Source organism: Anaerobacillus sp. QJM3NY_17, from assembly GCF_056173665.1.
The window spans coordinates 421,140-436,329 of record NZ_CM149685.1 but is presented as its reverse complement, the minus strand read 5'-3'; the positions used below and the strand labels follow the sequence as shown (position 1 = coordinate 436,329).

Sequence of the window (15,190 nt, the reverse complement as noted above, 5' to 3'; positions counted from 1 at the left end):
CTTTGTTGTTTATGAATTGTCATGAATCCTGTAACAAAATTCCTTCAAAAAAATAGACTTTTCCCCTTTTCATAGAGAGCAATGGATGATAACATGGTTCACGGTTAAGGTTTATTGAATACTCCTTATAGAATTTTCAATAGAGAAAGGATGGTTCGATGCATTACGGAAGCAAAGGCTGGTACGTTGAACAGCTTAAAAAACATGATGTACGTTACATTGAAGGACGCAAGACAGAGAAATTCAAGAAACACGTACTTGCATCTCTTCTTGAAAAGCAATAAAAACGAAATTCCAAAGGGGGATCACATCCCCCTTTTCTTACATACTCTCTATCCAAATATACATAAAGATTGATACATAGGAACGAACTGGTTTTCTTTCCACTGAAGTGGTGTAGAAAGAAAACCTAGCCCATCCGCGTTATATTTTCCGATTACTCTCTGATAGACCAACAATTCATCAACTCCGTCACGCTGCAAATCAATTGGATATACGCCTCCAGGAGGCAAGACACTTCCCTTTATCGGGGCTTTTAATTGCCCGTTCTCCTTATAAATTTCCGAAAGATACTCTTCTCCTTTATAAAGAAGACTCACAATATAGTTTTGATTTAACGTTTTATTTTCAACCTTCGCTTGATAATAATCAAGGTAGTATACATCATAAGTAAAAGCTTCATAGAAACTCTGTTGATCAAAAAGTAACCTCAGGGTTTGATTTAGATAGGAATACAAAAAGTCATACGTAATTCCTCCACTCCCTCCAGAATCAGAACGCACTAATATTTCCTTCACTTTGTTCCCGGTAAAATCACCCAAATAAAGGGTCGGGTTATAGCCACTACTACCCGGAAGAGCAAAAGAGACATCGATCGCTGTGGCATCGTTTTTGATCGTTAGAACCACGCTATCGACTAACGGTGAATCATCTCCAAATGGTTTATTACCAGTAAGGGTCACAAGATCAGGAATGCCGTTCCCTGTTACGTCTCCCACCTTCTGATCTAATAAAATGCGCGCTGCTCTCATTGCTTCCAGCCCCTTTCGCTTTATGTAACAGTCTATGTTCATAGACGAACGCTTTTTCGTTGTAATGATTTGGAAAGGAAGCTAAACTAGTGTGAAGTGATCTTATGGAAACGAGGAAAAACGATGAAATTTTCAGATAATGAACAAATGTTTGGGATACTTTCGGGTGCCGGCGCCTATTTCTTATGGGGTATTCTCCCACTATATTGGAAGCTCGTCGGGCAAGTACCATCTGAAGAAGTGTTAGCTCATAGGATCATCTGGTCCTTTGCTTTTATGATTATCATATTAATCGTGCTGAGGAAATTAACTTCATTTAAAATAGAGCTTCTCGGTATTTTTCGTCAGCCGAAGAAGCTAGCAGCGATCGCTTTTGCATCCGTATTCATCACTATAAACTGGTATGCATTCATATGGGCTGTCAATCATGATCACGTCATTCAAACCAGCCTTGGATACTATATCAACCCATTAATTAGCGTTCTTCTAGGTATTCTATTCTTAAAAGAAAGGCTTTCCTTCTGGCAACTCATTTCATTTGCTCTTGCGACAATTGGCGTATTAAATCTCGTCTTTCGATTTGGAGAAATACCATGGGTCTCTCTCATCCTGGCCATGAGCTTTGGGCTCTATGGTTTATTGAAGAAAAAAGCGAGACTTGGTGCTTTAACAGGACTAACGATTGAGACGCTATTCATTACGCCATTTGCGTTAATTTATTTAATAACAGTGCGTACTAGTGTGGCAGATGCCATGTATTTAGAAGACGTCACTCTTTTCGGATTATTACTAGGCGCTGGAATTGTCACTGCTGTACCACTGTTGCTTTTTGCAAGCGGGGCAAACCGCATTTCGCTTTCGATGATTGGTTTTCTTCAATACATCGCACCTACTTTAATGCTCATACAAGGTGTATTCCTCTATGGAGAGTCGTTTACTTCTGTGCACTTAGTCAGTTTTGCTTTAATTTGGGCAGCACTGGTTATTTTCACCCTTGCTCGCACCAAAATATTCCGTCGCATAGAACCCCGCTCATTTCAAAGAAAGCATTCACTAGAATCGTAATATCAAAAACCCCTTTACTTAATGTGAAGGGGTTTTCCTGTCTGGGTTACATTCTCAAATGGCCACAAATAAGTTGTCACCTTCTTAGAGAAATGAGTAACAACTTGATCAGAGTAGTGATATGGGTGTGAGAGAGTATCACGAAGAACAGCAACATCAACCTTTTGAAGTGGCCATCGATCATGCTTAATTTTCCCCTGAAATACTTTATTTCCTCTTACAATAAAAAGCCGATCTCTTTCTGTAAGCCAAAAATCAAGATCTCCTTTTCGCGCTTCATAAGATGTTCCTAGTGGTTCATAAATAATATGGTAATCGGCTTTTTCAACACCCTTATGTGTTCTTGAAGACCAAAAGCTAATTTGCTTTCCATCACTTTTTTTACCCATTTTTGCTTGAAGGTAAGGAAGGTGAAAAAGATTTCTCGCCATCATAACACCTGCTCTATGACTAGCATCAAGGCTAAAGAAATACACGCCACGTTTCTGGCCATATTTCACATAAGTCCGCACATTAAGCTCAAGTAGTTTTGAAGCAAATGGAACCGAAGGTAAGCCACGAAACCGAATTTGATTCATTTCAAATGGAACGATTCCAATCCATGCCTCCCCTTCAAACGTATCTACTTCTAGCTGAGGTGGAAGCATGGATTGAAGCCAATAGCGATCAACAGACCAGTGTAGGAACAAAAGATCCTCCCACATTTGTTTCATAATCCACCCGCTAGTTCTGGGACTCAATAGACCTTCCTCCTCTCTTTCGTATCATAACCAATTATGTCTATTCTTTTCAAAAAAAGAGAATTTGAATGTGTTGAAGAAGATGAAAAGTACTGTTTTTAGATGTGCTTATTTACAATGCGAATACTTTGATAAACTGTAATGTTTTGTGGTACCGTTTAGGTGGAACAGCTTAGATAAGAAATGAATGAGGCATCAATCATATAATGGAGGGATTATGAATGAGTAAACAAAGACAAATTCATCTAGCAAAACGACCAGAAGGTATGCCTTCAATGGAACACTTCAACATTGTTGAAGCGGACATTCCATCACCTAAAGATGGAGAAGTTCTTCTACGTGCACTATACCTTACAGTAGACCCTTACATGAGAGGGCGTATGAGAGATGCAAAATCATACGTAGCACCCTTCCAAATCAACGAACCATTAAACGGTGGTGTCGTAGCAGAAGTTGCCGAATCCAAATCTTCTCAATTTAATCAAGGTGATGTTGTTATTGGCCACCTAAACTGGGAAGAATACTCAGTTGTGAATGAAAAGCATCTTCGAAAAATTGATCCATCTATCGCTCCAATTACCACGCATCTTGGAATCCTTGGTATGCCTGGACAAACAGCTTACTTCGGACTTCTCGATATTGGTCAGCCTAAAGAAGGCGAAACAGTCGTTGTATCAGGCGCAGCTGGAGCAGTAGGCTCTGTTGTTGGTCAAATTGCCAAAATCAAAGGCTGCCGTGTTGTAGGTATCGCTGGTTCAGACGATAAAATCGACTATATCAAAAACGAACTTGGTTTTGATGAAGGAATTAACTACAAAACCCAGGACGTATACAAAGCGCTAAAAGAAGCTTGTCCAGACGGCATTGACGTTTATTATGAAAACGTTGGTGGCGAAATCGGCGATGCTGCCATTAGCCTACTAAATAAATTTGCTCGTATCCCTGTTTGCGGCGCAATTTCTTCTTACAATAAGAAAGAAGCGGATCTTGGTCCACGCGTTCAGACAAAACTTATCCAATCAAGTGCTCTCATGAAAGGCTTCGTTGTAGGCGATTATTCAGATCGCTTTAATGAAGGTGCTGAGCAATTAGGGAAATGGTTACAAGAAGGCAAGTTAAAATATGAAGAAACAATCGTGGAAGGATTTGAAAACGTTCCTGACGCATTCCTTGGTCTCTTTGAAGGTACAAACCTTGGTAAACAACTTGTAAAAGTAGCAGACCCTGAATATGCTACACTTCCTAATCGCTAATAACACTCACCTGCCCCTCAATTAGGGGCAGGTTTTTCTATGTGCTCATGCACATAAAAAGACGGTTATGTTTAAGATTAAGAAGGAATAGTATGTACTATAGACTTTATTTCTAGGAGGTCCTTATGGGTAAATTTCTTCTTAATCTCATTGCGTATATACTCGTCGTAACAGTAAATGGCCTTGCAAATGCACTACCGTTAAATGGGCAAACGACAGGAGAAATATCAAATAGACTGAACGTACTTTTTACACCTGCCGGCTATGTTTTTAGTATATGGGGGCTGATCTATCTTCTTCTAGGAATATGGGTTATTCGTCAATTTCCTAAAAGTCGGAGAGATTTGCCAATCTACCAGGAGACGAGTGGACTATTTGTTCTAAGTTCCATTCTAAATAGTCTTTGGATTTTCATGTGGCATTATGAATTCTTCGGCTTATCGGTGATCGTTATGCTTCTTTTACTGTTCACACTCATTAGGCTTTATACTAATTTGAAAGCAGCAGATGCTTCTTTCTTTGATTTGTTACCTTTTTCCGTTTATCTGGGTTGGATTAGCGTTGCGACGATCGCCAACATTAGTTACTACCTAACATACATTGACTGGGATGGATTTGGTATTTCCGATACGATATGGACATTCCTACTATTAATCATCGCGACAATTCTTGCTCTTTATTTCTTGAAAAGCGAGCAAGATTGGATCTACCCACTCGTTTTTGTTTGGGCCTTTATTGGGATTGGTGTCAAAAATCAAAATGGAGACGTACCATTAGTCGTTTACTCATCTTATGTACTGGCTGCTCTTATTTTGATCGTTACGCTTCTGTATGCTTTTAAACGTAAGAAATAATTATAAGTAAAAACCCCTTTTCCATTCTGGAAAAGGGGTTTTAAGCTATTATGCAAGAGATTTAAAATCTTGACCAAGAATTTCTTTCATACTGTGAACCGTAATAAAGGCTTTCTGATCAACAACACCAACATGCTTTTTCAATTTAAGAAGATCTTTTCTACCAAGGATTGTTGTAATCACTTCTTTTTCATCAGAAGTAAACGCCCCTCTAGCCGTGTGGATTGTTGCGCCTTTTCCAATCTCTTCAACAATAAAGGATCGAATTTCTTCACTTTCTTTACTGATAATCACAATCTCTTTCTTAGCTTCAAAGCTCTGAAGCGTATAATCAATGACAAGGCCATTTAGAATGACACCAAAGATCGCATACATTCCGATTTCAGGTCCAAACAAGACGACTGAGAATAGTGCAATTGAAATATCTGAGATTAGAACGGCTTTTCCAACCTCCATAGAGAAATACTTATTAAGAATCATCGCAATAATATCTGTACCGCCAGTAGAAGCTTTCTGATGAAAGACAAGTCCCATACCTGCTGCAGCAATACACTGACCAATAATTAATTGAATTAGGATATCCTGGCTAAATGGCTCAGTTACTGGTATAAAGCGTTCAAATGCCCATACAGCAAGCGATAAAGCGAAACTTGCATAGATCGTTTTAACACCGAATTTAGGACCGAGAAAAAGAATTCCAACTAACAAAAGTACTGCGTTTAATATGATCATAAACATTCCGACTGACAGGTTCGGGACTAGATGGTTCATCAGAATCGATAAACCACTGACTCCCCCCGTCGCAAGACTATTAGGAGATAGAAAGAAATGAACGTGGGTAGCAACACCGAGCGCACCCAAAGTAATTAGCAGATAAGTTTTGATGTGATGAAGCATCTATTATCCCTCCCGTTGTTTTGTTTTCGTTTCGTAAGCACAATCGGGATTATAATAGGGATTCAGCGCTTTGTAAACAGCCTAAACCTAAGATTTTTAATTGAAGCGGTTACAACTCATAAATAGGCCTTTATTACTATGTTATCTATTGAATTCGACACTAATATACAAGAATTTTCTTAATTTTTTGGTTGCTAAATAAGTAGAATCAACCTCTCTTCATTGTATTAAAAAAGCAAAAACAGCTTCTGTTTTTGCTCATTTTACTAGGTCATGCTTAAACGCATAAATAACCGCCTGGGTTCGATCATGAACTTCAAGTTTTCCAAGAATGTTGCTCACATGAACCTTTACTGTTTTAAGCGCAATAAACAGTTCATTAGCAATCGTCTGGTTCGCCTTTCCCTGAGCCATTAATAAGAGAATTTCCATCTCTCGATCCGTGAGTTCTTCATGGGGCTGCTTTTGAATTCTACTTCTCATCCGCGACATCATTTTCCCCGTTACTTCAGGTTCAAGAACAGATTCCCCATGGTGCGTTTTTCGAACTGCATTTGCAATCTCCACAGCTTTCGATGTTTTCAGCATATAGCTTGTAGCTCCAGCTTCAAGTGCTGGATAGACTTTTTCGTCGTCTAAGAAGCTTGTTACGATAATGATTTTTGCATCTGGCCATTGTGTAATAATCTGTTTCGTTGCTTCAATCCCATCCATTTCTTCCATAACTAGATCCATTAATATGATATCTGGACGAAGGGATAGCGCGAGGTCTACCCCTTTCTTTCCATTATCCGCTTCTCCAATGACGTCAATATCAGCCTGAGCAGATAAATAAGATGAAACGCCAATCCGAACCATTTCATGATCATCGACAAACAAAACTTTAATCATTCTCTACCCCTCCCAACAAGTGGTACGCTTACTTCCAGCCTAGTCCCTTTATGTGGAAGACTGACCAATTTAAGAACCCCTCCGATTTCGAGTGCTCGTTCATGCATGTTTTGTAATCCATATGAAGCAGCTTTCTTCTCGTCCATCTTAAAACCAACCCCATCATCAACTATTCGTAAGATCGTACGTCCATCTCGATGAATAAGTAGAACATCAAGTGTCGATGCCTTCGCATGCCTTAGTGTATTGGATACACATTCCTGTAGTATACGAAACAGATGGTCTTCAACACCTTTATCGAGCTCAATGGCTTCAAGCTTCCAATTCACTTGTATTGGCACCTTTTGAGACAGTTCGTTCAATAGCTCTTTTATTCCTTCCTCGAGTGAGCGATCTTTCAATGCGGCAGGTCTAAGATGAAGTAAGAGAGCGCGCATTTCTAGTTGGGATTGATGAATGGTTTCTTCAATCATCTTAAGGTGCTTTGTTTCTAGATCATCCGCTACTTCACGACTTTCCGTTATCGTACTCATTAACATGGAAGCAGCGAAAAGCTGCTGACTCACGGAGTCATGTAGCTCACGAGCAAGACGATTGCGTTCTTCGGATACGACTTGTTGAACTCGCTTCTCATGATCCTCTGCTTTCTCGTTCGCAAGCTTCTGGGCTAGTCTTACTTGATCATTCATTCGGTTTTGCAATTTATCAATTTGTTCAAAAACGACATTTAGACTTGTACCACTATAGTTATGTAAAGCACGTCCCTTATCAAGTTCCTCTAGCGTATCTGCAATGTTTTGAATTTCTTTACTCGCATATAAACCTGATATTCCTCCAACAGCCGCTCCAATCATTACACATATAATTGGAACGATTAACCCGAACGGTAAGTCCATTAAATCTTTCTCAAATAAAAGGGAAAGAGATGCCGGTGGGAAAACAGTCAAATAAGCGGCAGAGAAAAGAAAAAATAGCAAGAGTGACAGTAATGCACCAAATAGCATATGACGCTTCATGACACTCATACTCGCTTCACCTCTAAATCTCCAGCAAACATCGAGGTGACTAGTTTTACCTTTTCAGTAGCATCATCATATCCATTCGTTTTATAAGAGAGAACTTGATTAAACACTCCAGGTTCTTCATGTTGTAACAACGTGGCAGATCCGATCATAGCTGAATGTTGAATATTCACTTCGAGTTCATAGGGAATGAGTATTTGCACTTTTCCTACGAAGTTTCGAATCATAATAACGGATTCTCCTTTAGGAAGAACCGTGTAACTTAAATCGATAATCGTTTCACCAAAACCAGCTTGAATGTTAATATCATTCCACTCGTACACATGATCATGTGTTTTCTGTCGACCGGACCACTTGTTTTGCAACAATGGCTTTTGATGGATCATTCCTTCTTCAGACACTGAAGGTTTTTCAAATACCGGCCTTATTTTCTTCGGTTTTTGTTTGGACTGATAAAACTGGAAGCCAAGATAGACTAATAGAACAAGAAGAAAAAACTTCACGACTACCATATTCATAACGGTCGTTAGAAAGAAAAAGATACCGAGTCCAAGAAAAACTTTTCCTGAAGTTCGTGGAAGACGTTTTCTCCCCATATAAACAAATGCAGCGGAAAGAATTAATAAGAACAGGAGGCCGCCATTTAAAGAAACTTCTAATAGGATAAGAATAACTCCAATTATTAGAAGTCCATTAACAGTGTCAATATGTCTATTTTTCCACACTAGCGTCCCTCCATTCATCCCTCATTTATCGTCATTGCACCTTTTATACTCATGACTAAAAAAGGCGCACGCGCCTCTTTTAGAATACCACTATTTCTCTAAGAATTTGAATTGGTTTCTTGTTTTTTCGCCTTTTTCTCAAGTAAGTGGAACTTTGTATCAATAGTAGACATATCGTAATCTCTATTCACTTTCTTCTCAAGTTGCTCAATATAACTCTCCATCTCATCAAAACGATTAAATGGTTGATCTAGATTCCTTTCTTCCAGAACCAAATCCATCTTATGATGAGCCCTCACACTATTCTCTTTCCCCATTAATTCCATTCGCTTAATCGACATATCTTTAAGCTTATGCTTCATTTTCTCGTACTTTTGTTCAAGACGTTTAAGTTCAAGATCTGCCTCATCCATCAATTGTGATAAGTGGTTAGCTCTTTCTTCATATTGCAACTGCTCTTGTTTTGCGAACTCATACAGCTCAGCCTCGCCTGCTTCATTTGCTAAAACAGCTTGTCCAGCGCGTTTCTCAGCATTTCTTCGCGCTTTATCTAATTCTCTTCTGAATTCTAAAAGTAGCGTTGACTGCCGCTCGACAAGTTTTCTCGCCTTTTCCACTTCTCTTTCACACTGTCTTAAATAGTGATTTAAAAGGGAAATTGGATTTTTCTCCTCCTTCTGGTCAAGGATGCTATGAAAATCAGCTTCAATTGAGTTTTTGATGCGATTAAGTAAATTTGGCATGTCCATTCTCTCCTTTGCTTGATTAACTTTTCTTCAGTTCATCCCATTGCTTTTCAAAATTTGTGAATGGGTCATTGTCTTTCTTATCGTAACTTGCTCCATCCCACTTTTTATAAACGACATAAAGAATGTAGATAGCTACGAGACCAAGAATAGCTGGCATATTCGCCACGGCAGTACTTAAACCGATGAATCCTAAGATCCCCCAGATGACTTTACCAGTTGTTGAATCTGCCTGAATAAACTTCTTAAATGCAATGTAGAGGATGACAAGGCTAATCATCATACCTACTAATGAACCAAGATTCGACAGCAATACAATCGCAGCGATGATTCCAAGTAACAGCAAACCTGCTTTCTTCATCATAATCGCCTCCTTTCATACTTTGATTCTACCTGCTTACCAAAGCCTCCATAATGAGCTAAAGCTATATATTTATATAGGACCAGCGACTTAGACAGATTAAGCTATATGACAACCCTCGTCAGATCATGTTCTATCTTAACCGCGATAATCATGGTAAAGTGAAAGCAGACATCACGGAAAGGAGTTCGGGAATGGTTATTACGATAACAGTCATCGTCGTTGTCATTATGACGATTGTCATTGCCGCTGCTTTTGGAATGGCTGTATCAAAAGGATACAGTGTCAAACATACTGTCGATCCGTTGCCTGAGGAGCAGCATAACGAAGCGACAGAGAAAGAGGTTACTGATGAACGGACAGAACAGAAGTAATATAGAACCAGGGAAAACTGTAGATATCGTCTTGAAACAAGATCAGCGTTCAGGGAAAACGACAAGAGGTGTTGTAAAAGATATCCTGACTAAATCCCCCACCCATCCGCATGGTATCAAAGTACGTCTTGAAGATGGACAGGTTGGTCGCGTCAAATCGATTTTATCGTAAGCTGAATTCATAAAAATAACCCCCGGCTGATTTTCAGTCCGGGGGTTCATCTTTATTATTGTTTTAACGCCATCCAACTATCAAGGTAATGTATGGAAAAACCTTGTACTGAAGAGGAATGCTCATATGCAGTCTTTACTTTGAGAAGTTCCTTTATCATGACTGCTTCTCCCTCTTCAAAGAATGAAATGTAGGAAGCTTCTGACGTTTGCCCTGTCTCTACACCAACGGAGATTTTCTTGCCATATTTTTCAGCTAAAGCTATCTCATTGCTAATAAGAGCAACAATTCCATTTGCACCATCAGCACGATCACGGTAAGCCATTAATGTAGTCACATCCGCCGTTTGAATAATCCACTCAGCTAAATTGCCCGATCCATACCGATTGTTGTAAGATTGTTCGTCAAACCAAAAAGGAGTGTCGACACCAAACGATAATCCAAGACTCATCGCACGAGTTTTTCCATCTGATAAACGGTCTTGATAGAAAGCAATCGTTTTTTGATAACTATTCGTCCAGCCAGAATGAAGATAAGGTTCTATATCAAGATGAACACCACTAAACTTTTGATTCTCTGTCGCATTAGCTTGATAGGAATCCAACCAGTTAAATAAGTTCGCCTGATATGTAGCACCATTTCTTGTAGCCCAATTTGGTGCCCCATCTAGAGCATGTACACGAATACCTTTGGATGTCGCATTTCCAATAAATGATTCATAAGAAGATGCCATTACTGAACGATTTATTTGCAAGTAAGCATCGGTTACTTGTTTCTCCTCCATAAACTGAAGGATCTCATTTGATTTCGTTTCAATGTCCCTTGTGTTCCAAATCCATGTAGCAAGAGAAGTGTCCATTTCTATCGCCTCAGCTTTCCCCTCAGGCAAAACCATTATCTGCACAAAAAAGCCCAGTATAAAAAAGAGAATTCCAACAGCAACCGATACATTCTTCACATGTACGCTCTCCTTTTTTTCAACCCAGAGCTCAAAAAGGAGCCTGGCGGTTTGGCAACCATTCGCATTCATGCGGGCTGGCCCATAACTTTGCGTCCCTGCTTTTCAACAGGTTTGCCTTTTTCAGTTTTATATTCCAACTACTTTTATTATCGGCAATAAATAATAAAGAGTTTAGCTTTTTTTGTAGAGTGTGTGAAGTAAATGCTCAATGGTGCTAATACTTGAATGTACTAACAATCGCTCATTTCATGGTATGAAATAACAAAGGTAACCTTTAAACAAACGTTTGATTAAACTGGTAGCAATTGTGAAGGAGTATCAATATAAAAGAGTTTTAATTCATGCAATGCTCTTGTACATCCTACATATAGTAATTTCGCATCTGTTGCATGTGGACTATAATTATCTTCGTTAGCATTTGCCAATATAACTCCATCGAATTCTAATCCTTTAGTAAGATAGATTGGCACAATTGATAGTCCCCCTTCATAAGATCGATCATTCGCAGTAATAAGATGCAACTTCTCATCATACCTACTAAGATTGCCATACAAATCACGACATTCCTCTTCGCTCCTACCAACAATCGCTACTGTATTCATACCTCTCTCTTGCATTTCTTTAGCTGATTTTATCAAGCTACTAACATGCCTCTTCTTATCTATTTTGCTTATTTCGACTTTCTTCCCACTTCGAAAAACAGGCACAGCCGGTTGAACCGGTATATCCGCATGAGCTATCACTTCATTCGCAAATTCAATAATTTCTAAAGTCGATCGATAACTTTGTTCAAGTTCCATATAAATTTCTTTACCGTTAAAAAGCACCCTAAATTCTTCCCAGTTATGAATGCCCTTATATGAATGAATGCCCTGTGCCAAATCCCCTAATATTGTAAAAGATTGACTTCGATTCACATCTTTCAGAAGCGCCAGTTGAAAAGGTGAAAAGTCCTGAGCTTCGTCAATTACAATATGCTGAAACCTATGTTCTTTATCAATACCGTTTAATTGAAATTGAATGTAAAGGAGAGGAGCAAGGTCATCCGGCGATAACTTCTTCTTTTTTAATCGCTTTGCCGTTTCCATCACAAGTTCTTCATTTATAACATCTGCTCTTTCTGACTGTGTTATGTAGCTAGGAACATTCGATTGAAAGAGTGATTGATAGAACGAAAGAGCAGTTTGCTTCGGCCATGTTTTAAAATAATTCTTCAGCTGATCGTTTGCTAGTTTGCGATATTCTTTCTTTAAATGGGCTCCCTCTACCGATTTGATCTCATCTTTTATCCAAATTTTAAATCGATTCATCATCATATCGCGTTTACGTCCAACAGGATATGCAGAAAGGTCTTTTAACCATTGTTTGATCTTCGTTTCTGAAAGCTCTCTTCTTTCAAATGGGTGAAAGGAGCCAACCGGACCGACTGAGTTGCTATAACGATGTATAGCTTGATCAATCCATTCTTTAAATGCCAGTGATCCTTTTACTCTTCCTTCTGCAATTGAAAAATCGAATCGACTCTTCCCAAACCACTTTCTGAGGTCGTGTCCAGATGAATCAATCGTAATCTTTTCTTCAATCGTTTTTATTGTCCAATCCGTGAAGGTTGATTGTTGAATTCCCCCTACGCCTAGTTCCGGAAGGACACCTGAAATATAATCAAGAAACATCCTATTCGGTGCAAAGATAATCATGTTACCCGCTTGAATGGTATCTCTGTATTCATATAGTAAGAAAGCTAATCGATGAAGCGCAACCGTTGTCTTACCACTTCCTGCTGCTCCTTGTATGATAAGTGGCGTCGATCGCTCAGCACGAATAATATCATTTTGCTTTGTTTGTATTGTTGATACGATGTCACGGAGACGGTTATCTTTATTTTCACTCAGACGATATAGAAGAAATTCATCTGAGCCACTTAAATCATCGCTACCTTCTACATAGGTGTCTACGACTCGCTGAAGTTCTTTATCTCGAATCACAATATTTCGCTTCAGCTCTATATTCCCTTCGATGACGCCATCAGGCGATACATAATAGACATTCTCTTCTGGCCCTGTAAATGCATAGAACATACTCGCAACAGGAGCTCTCCAGTCTACAACCAGAGAATCCTGTGAATCTCCATGTGCTACGCCAACTTTCCCAATATAATACGAATGTGATTCCTTCTCATCCTCTTGAAAATCCATTCGTGCGAAGTATGGTTCTTTTGAAGCTATGACAAGAGATTGACGATTCTCCTCTCGAATGCTCTCAAGAACTTGTTCTGTTACATTATCGCCAGAATACCTGGGGTAGTTCTCCAACACCTGCCGCTGTTTTGTAATCTCCGCAGCGATTTGATCGAGTTGCTGCTTCTCTTTCCGATAGGCACTTTGAGTCTTATTGTCCAAGATCAGTTACCTCCTTATGAGATTTGTCTCTGAATCAGACAGAAGTTTAATACTACCACAAATTAGGTAGTTCAACCAATTGTTTTTAGAATATTAAAATTAGTGTTTTTACCATTTTAAAAAACTTTATTAAAAAGTTTATAAAAAAATGATCCACCTATTCACTTTGAACGTTAGCTATGTGTAATCCAAATAAACGATAAAAAAATCGAGGAGAGTGAAAAGTAAAATGAACATGAAAAAAGCATTCAAGAAATTAATGGTTCCTGCATTAGGCCTAACCTTATTATTCCCAACAGTTGCTGGGGCAGCGGCAGCTGAGCCAACAGCCAAAACGCCTGCTTCAGATCTACGCGCAACACTTGACCAGCTCTTATCTGAACATTTTGTACTAGCTGTTTCATCCATGACGAAATCATATGACGGTACAGAGGATGCAGAAGAAGTAACTGAAGCCCTAGATCAGAACGCAGCTGATATGACACCAGCGATTGCATCTGTCTATGGCGATGAAGCCGCTGCACAATTTGAAGATATCTTTCGAGGTCACAATGATTACTCCGCTGATTTCGTAAAAGCAGCAACCGAAGATGATGCAGAACTTCGTAAAGAAGCTGAAGCTGAAGTAGACGAATTTGTTGAAGAATTCTCCACGTTCCTTGATACAGCTACAGAAGGTAATCTTCCTAAGGAAGCCGCTGCAGATGTTCTAGAAGTTCACGAGGATCAAGTCCTAACAACTTTTGATGAGTATACAGAAGGAAATTACGAAGAAGCTTACACGACATTCCGTGAAGGGCATAAGCATATGTTTGCGATCAGCAAAGCACTATCTAGTGCAATTGTAACGCAGATGCCTGATAAATTTGAAAATACAAAAGCTGATACTCCTGCTGCAGACTTACGTTCAACTCTAAACAGCCTTGCATCTGAGCACTTTGCTCTTTCTTCCCTTGGTCTTGAAAAAGGCTATGACCAATCAGAAGACTATGACTTTGTAAACTGGGCTGAAGACAGAAACACTGCTGACTTTAAAGCGGCTATCGGTTCTATCTACGGAGATGAAGGTGCTGCTCAGTTTGAAAAAATCTGGCAAGAAGATCATATTGCTGCACAAGCTGACCTTGTAGTCGCATCTCTATCTGAAGACGAGGAAGCTATGGAAATGGCGAAAGAACGTATGATGACAACATTCCCTAAGAACTTTGGAGCTTTCCTAGGAACAGCAACAGAAGAAAACCTTCCAACCGACGCTGCTACTGAAGCTCTTATGGCTCATGAAAAACAAGTAATTGGATCATTTGAAGCTTACATGTCTGGTGATTACGAAGGTTCAATTGAACAATTCCGTGAAGGATATGCATTCATGTTTGGTGTAGGCGAATCTCTTGGAGGCGCTATCGTTAAGCAAATGCCAGACAAATTTGCAGGAGAAGCAATGCCTGGTGATATGCCAAAAACAGGTATGGGTGGTGCGAGTGAGCAGTCATCTGACCTAACAGCACTTTGGATTACTCTAGGTTCTCTAGCTGCTGCTGGTTCAGCATTTGCCATTCGCAAGAAAATTGTTAATCAATAAAACACATGTCTTCCCCCCCTTATAATAGATATGGAAAAACAGAGAAGTCTCGAGCTTCTCTGTTTTTGTTGCATAAAAAAAGCCTCTAACTAATAGCTAGAAGCTTTTCTCTATGCATCA

Annotated in this window: 17 protein-coding genes and 1 riboswitch; of the genes, 7 read left to right on the top strand and 10 right to left on the bottom strand. The window is 39.3% G+C overall.

Translation table 11 applies throughout. The features are described from left to right. Positions 1-158 precede the first annotated feature (158 nt). Positions 159-284 carry a DUF2639 domain-containing protein gene (locus AC0VYV_RS02335; protein ID WP_206894414.1) on the top strand — a complete coding sequence of 42 codons (126 nt, stop codon included), beginning with the start codon at positions 159-161 and terminating at the stop codon, positions 282-284. A 48-nt stretch (positions 285-332) separates the two neighbouring features. On the opposite strand, the gene AC0VYV_RS02330 is transcribed toward AC0VYV_RS02335, so the two are convergent. After that, positions 333-1,031, bottom strand: a complete 699-nt coding sequence (locus AC0VYV_RS02330) for a VCBS repeat-containing protein (protein WP_475368350.1) — start codon at positions 1,029-1,031, stop codon at positions 333-335. A gap of 123 nt (positions 1,032-1,154) precedes the next feature. Here AC0VYV_RS02330 and rarD point away from each other — a divergent pair, with 123 nt between their 5' ends. Then, positions 1,155-2,096, top strand: coding sequence for an EamA family transporter RarD (gene rarD / locus AC0VYV_RS02325; protein ID WP_475368349.1), 942 nt, complete (start codon positions 1,155-1,157; stop codon positions 2,094-2,096). A 14-nt stretch (positions 2,097-2,110) separates the two neighbouring features. On the opposite strand, the gene AC0VYV_RS02320 is transcribed toward rarD, so the two are convergent. Then, positions 2,111-2,836 carry a YqjF family protein gene (locus AC0VYV_RS02320; RefSeq protein ID WP_475374411.1) on the bottom strand — a complete coding sequence of 242 codons (726 nt, stop codon included), beginning with the start codon at positions 2,834-2,836 and terminating at the stop codon, positions 2,111-2,113. 221 nt (positions 2,837-3,057) lie between these two features. On the opposite strand from AC0VYV_RS02320, the gene AC0VYV_RS02315 reads away from it, so the two are divergent. Both AC0VYV_RS02315 and AC0VYV_RS02310 read left to right on the top strand, forming a co-directional pair. Then, a complete protein-coding gene (locus tag AC0VYV_RS02315; protein WP_226616501.1) occupies positions 3,058-4,089 on the top strand; it encodes an NADP-dependent oxidoreductase in 1,032 nt (343 codons plus the stop codon). 125 nt (positions 4,090-4,214) lie between these two features. Beyond that, a complete protein-coding gene (locus AC0VYV_RS02310) occupies positions 4,215-4,943 on the top strand; it encodes a TspO/MBR family protein (RefSeq protein ID WP_283153093.1) in 729 nt (242 codons plus the stop codon). A 48-nt stretch (positions 4,944-4,991) separates the two neighbouring features. Here the strand turns inward: AC0VYV_RS02310 and AC0VYV_RS02305 are convergent, their stop codons facing one another. The 6 genes from AC0VYV_RS02305 to AC0VYV_RS02280 form a co-directional block, all read right to left on the bottom strand. Next, the gene (locus tag AC0VYV_RS02305) at positions 4,992-5,840 is read right to left on the bottom strand and encodes a YitT family protein (protein ID WP_194220137.1); all 849 of its coding nucleotides are present in this window, start codon (positions 5,838-5,840) and stop codon (positions 4,992-4,994) included. A 258-nt stretch (positions 5,841-6,098) separates the two neighbouring features. Then, on the bottom strand, positions 6,099-6,731 hold the full coding sequence (locus AC0VYV_RS02300) for a response regulator (protein ID WP_283153094.1): 633 nt from the start codon (positions 6,729-6,731) through the stop codon (positions 6,099-6,101). Next, positions 6,728-7,756, bottom strand: coding sequence for a sensor histidine kinase (locus AC0VYV_RS02295; protein ID WP_194220139.1), 1,029 nt, complete (start codon positions 7,754-7,756; stop codon positions 6,728-6,730). Before AC0VYV_RS02295 ends, AC0VYV_RS02300 begins: the two co-directional genes overlap by 4 nt. Continuing rightward, the gene (gene liaF, locus AC0VYV_RS02290; RefSeq protein ID WP_242057322.1) at positions 7,753-8,478 is read right to left on the bottom strand and encodes a cell wall-active antibiotics response protein LiaF; all 726 of its coding nucleotides are present in this window, start codon (positions 8,476-8,478) and stop codon (positions 7,753-7,755) included. The genes AC0VYV_RS02295 and liaF overlap by 4 nt, the downstream gene beginning before the upstream one ends. Positions 8,479-8,576: 98 nt before the next feature. Continuing rightward, positions 8,577-9,221: a PspA/IM30 family protein gene (locus tag AC0VYV_RS02285; protein ID WP_371018531.1), complete on the bottom strand. Its 645-nt coding sequence runs from the start codon at positions 9,219-9,221 to the stop codon at positions 8,577-8,579. Between the two features lie 22 nt (positions 9,222-9,243). After that, positions 9,244-9,585, bottom strand: a complete 342-nt coding sequence (locus AC0VYV_RS02280) for a lmo0954 family membrane protein (protein ID WP_430241577.1) — start codon at positions 9,583-9,585, stop codon at positions 9,244-9,246. A gap of 194 nt (positions 9,586-9,779) precedes the next feature. Between AC0VYV_RS02280 and ytzI the strand changes: the two genes are divergently transcribed. Beyond that, complete coding sequence (ytzI, locus tag AC0VYV_RS02275; RefSeq protein WP_430241579.1) at positions 9,780-9,959, top strand: YtzI protein; 180 nt, start codon at positions 9,780-9,782, stop codon at positions 9,957-9,959. After that, on the top strand, positions 9,937-10,131 hold the full coding sequence (locus AC0VYV_RS02270; RefSeq protein ID WP_430241581.1) for a YwbE family protein: 195 nt from the start codon (positions 9,937-9,939) through the stop codon (positions 10,129-10,131). Before ytzI ends, AC0VYV_RS02270 begins: the two co-directional genes overlap by 23 nt. Before the next feature lie 55 nt (positions 10,132-10,186). On the opposite strand, the gene AC0VYV_RS02265 is transcribed toward AC0VYV_RS02270, so the two are convergent. Further along, positions 10,187-11,089, bottom strand: coding sequence for an amidase (locus AC0VYV_RS02265; protein ID WP_475374410.1), 903 nt, complete (start codon positions 11,087-11,089; stop codon positions 10,187-10,189). 42 nt (positions 11,090-11,131) lie between these two features. Continuing rightward, positions 11,132-11,218: riboswitch (cyclic di-GMP riboswitch) on the bottom strand. A gap of 164 nt (positions 11,219-11,382) precedes the next feature. Then, positions 11,383-13,491, bottom strand: a complete 2,109-nt coding sequence (locus tag AC0VYV_RS02260) for a HelD family protein (protein WP_475374409.1) — start codon at positions 13,489-13,491, stop codon at positions 11,383-11,385. Between the two features lie 235 nt (positions 13,492-13,726). Here AC0VYV_RS02260 and AC0VYV_RS02255 point away from each other — a divergent pair, with 235 nt between their 5' ends. After that, positions 13,727-15,070 (top strand): globin family protein, encoded by a 1,344-nt coding sequence (locus AC0VYV_RS02255; protein WP_475374875.1) that lies wholly within the window; start codon positions 13,727-13,729, stop codon positions 15,068-15,070. Positions 15,071-15,190 lie beyond the last annotated feature (120 nt).

Coding starts and splice junctions, on each gene's coding strand:
- AC0VYV_RS02295 (WP_194220139.1), bottom strand. CDS start 7,756: ATGAGTGTCATGAAGCGTCATATGCTATTTGGTGCATTACTGTCACTC.
- AC0VYV_RS02270 (WP_430241581.1), top strand. CDS start 9,937: ATGAACGGACAGAACAGAAGTAATATAGAACCAGGGAAAACTGTAGAT.
- AC0VYV_RS02305 (WP_194220137.1), bottom strand. CDS start 5,840: ATGCTTCATCACATCAAAACTTATCTGCTAATTACTTTGGGTGCGCTC.
- AC0VYV_RS02315 (WP_226616501.1), top strand. CDS start 3,058: ATGAGTAAACAAAGACAAATTCATCTAGCAAAACGACCAGAAGGTATG.
- rarD (WP_475368349.1), top strand. CDS start 1,155: ATGAAATTTTCAGATAATGAACAAATGTTTGGGATACTTTCGGGTGCC.
- AC0VYV_RS02280 (WP_430241577.1), bottom strand. CDS start 9,585: ATGAAGAAAGCAGGTTTGCTGTTACTTGGAATCATCGCTGCGATTGTA.
- AC0VYV_RS02310 (WP_283153093.1), top strand. CDS start 4,215: ATGGGTAAATTTCTTCTTAATCTCATTGCGTATATACTCGTCGTAACA.
- ytzI (WP_430241579.1), top strand. CDS start 9,780: ATGGTTATTACGATAACAGTCATCGTCGTTGTCATTATGACGATTGTC.
- AC0VYV_RS02335 (WP_206894414.1), top strand. CDS start 159: ATGCATTACGGAAGCAAAGGCTGGTACGTTGAACAGCTTAAAAAACAT.
- AC0VYV_RS02330 (WP_475368350.1), bottom strand. CDS start 1,031: ATGAGAGCAGCGCGCATTTTATTAGATCAGAAGGTGGGAGACGTAACA.
- AC0VYV_RS02255 (WP_475374875.1), top strand. CDS start 13,727: ATGAAAAAAGCATTCAAGAAATTAATGGTTCCTGCATTAGGCCTAACC.
- AC0VYV_RS02285 (WP_371018531.1), bottom strand. CDS start 9,221: ATGCCAAATTTACTTAATCGCATCAAAAACTCAATTGAAGCTGATTTT.
- AC0VYV_RS02300 (WP_283153094.1), bottom strand. CDS start 6,731: ATGATTAAAGTTTTGTTTGTCGATGATCATGAAATGGTTCGGATTGGC.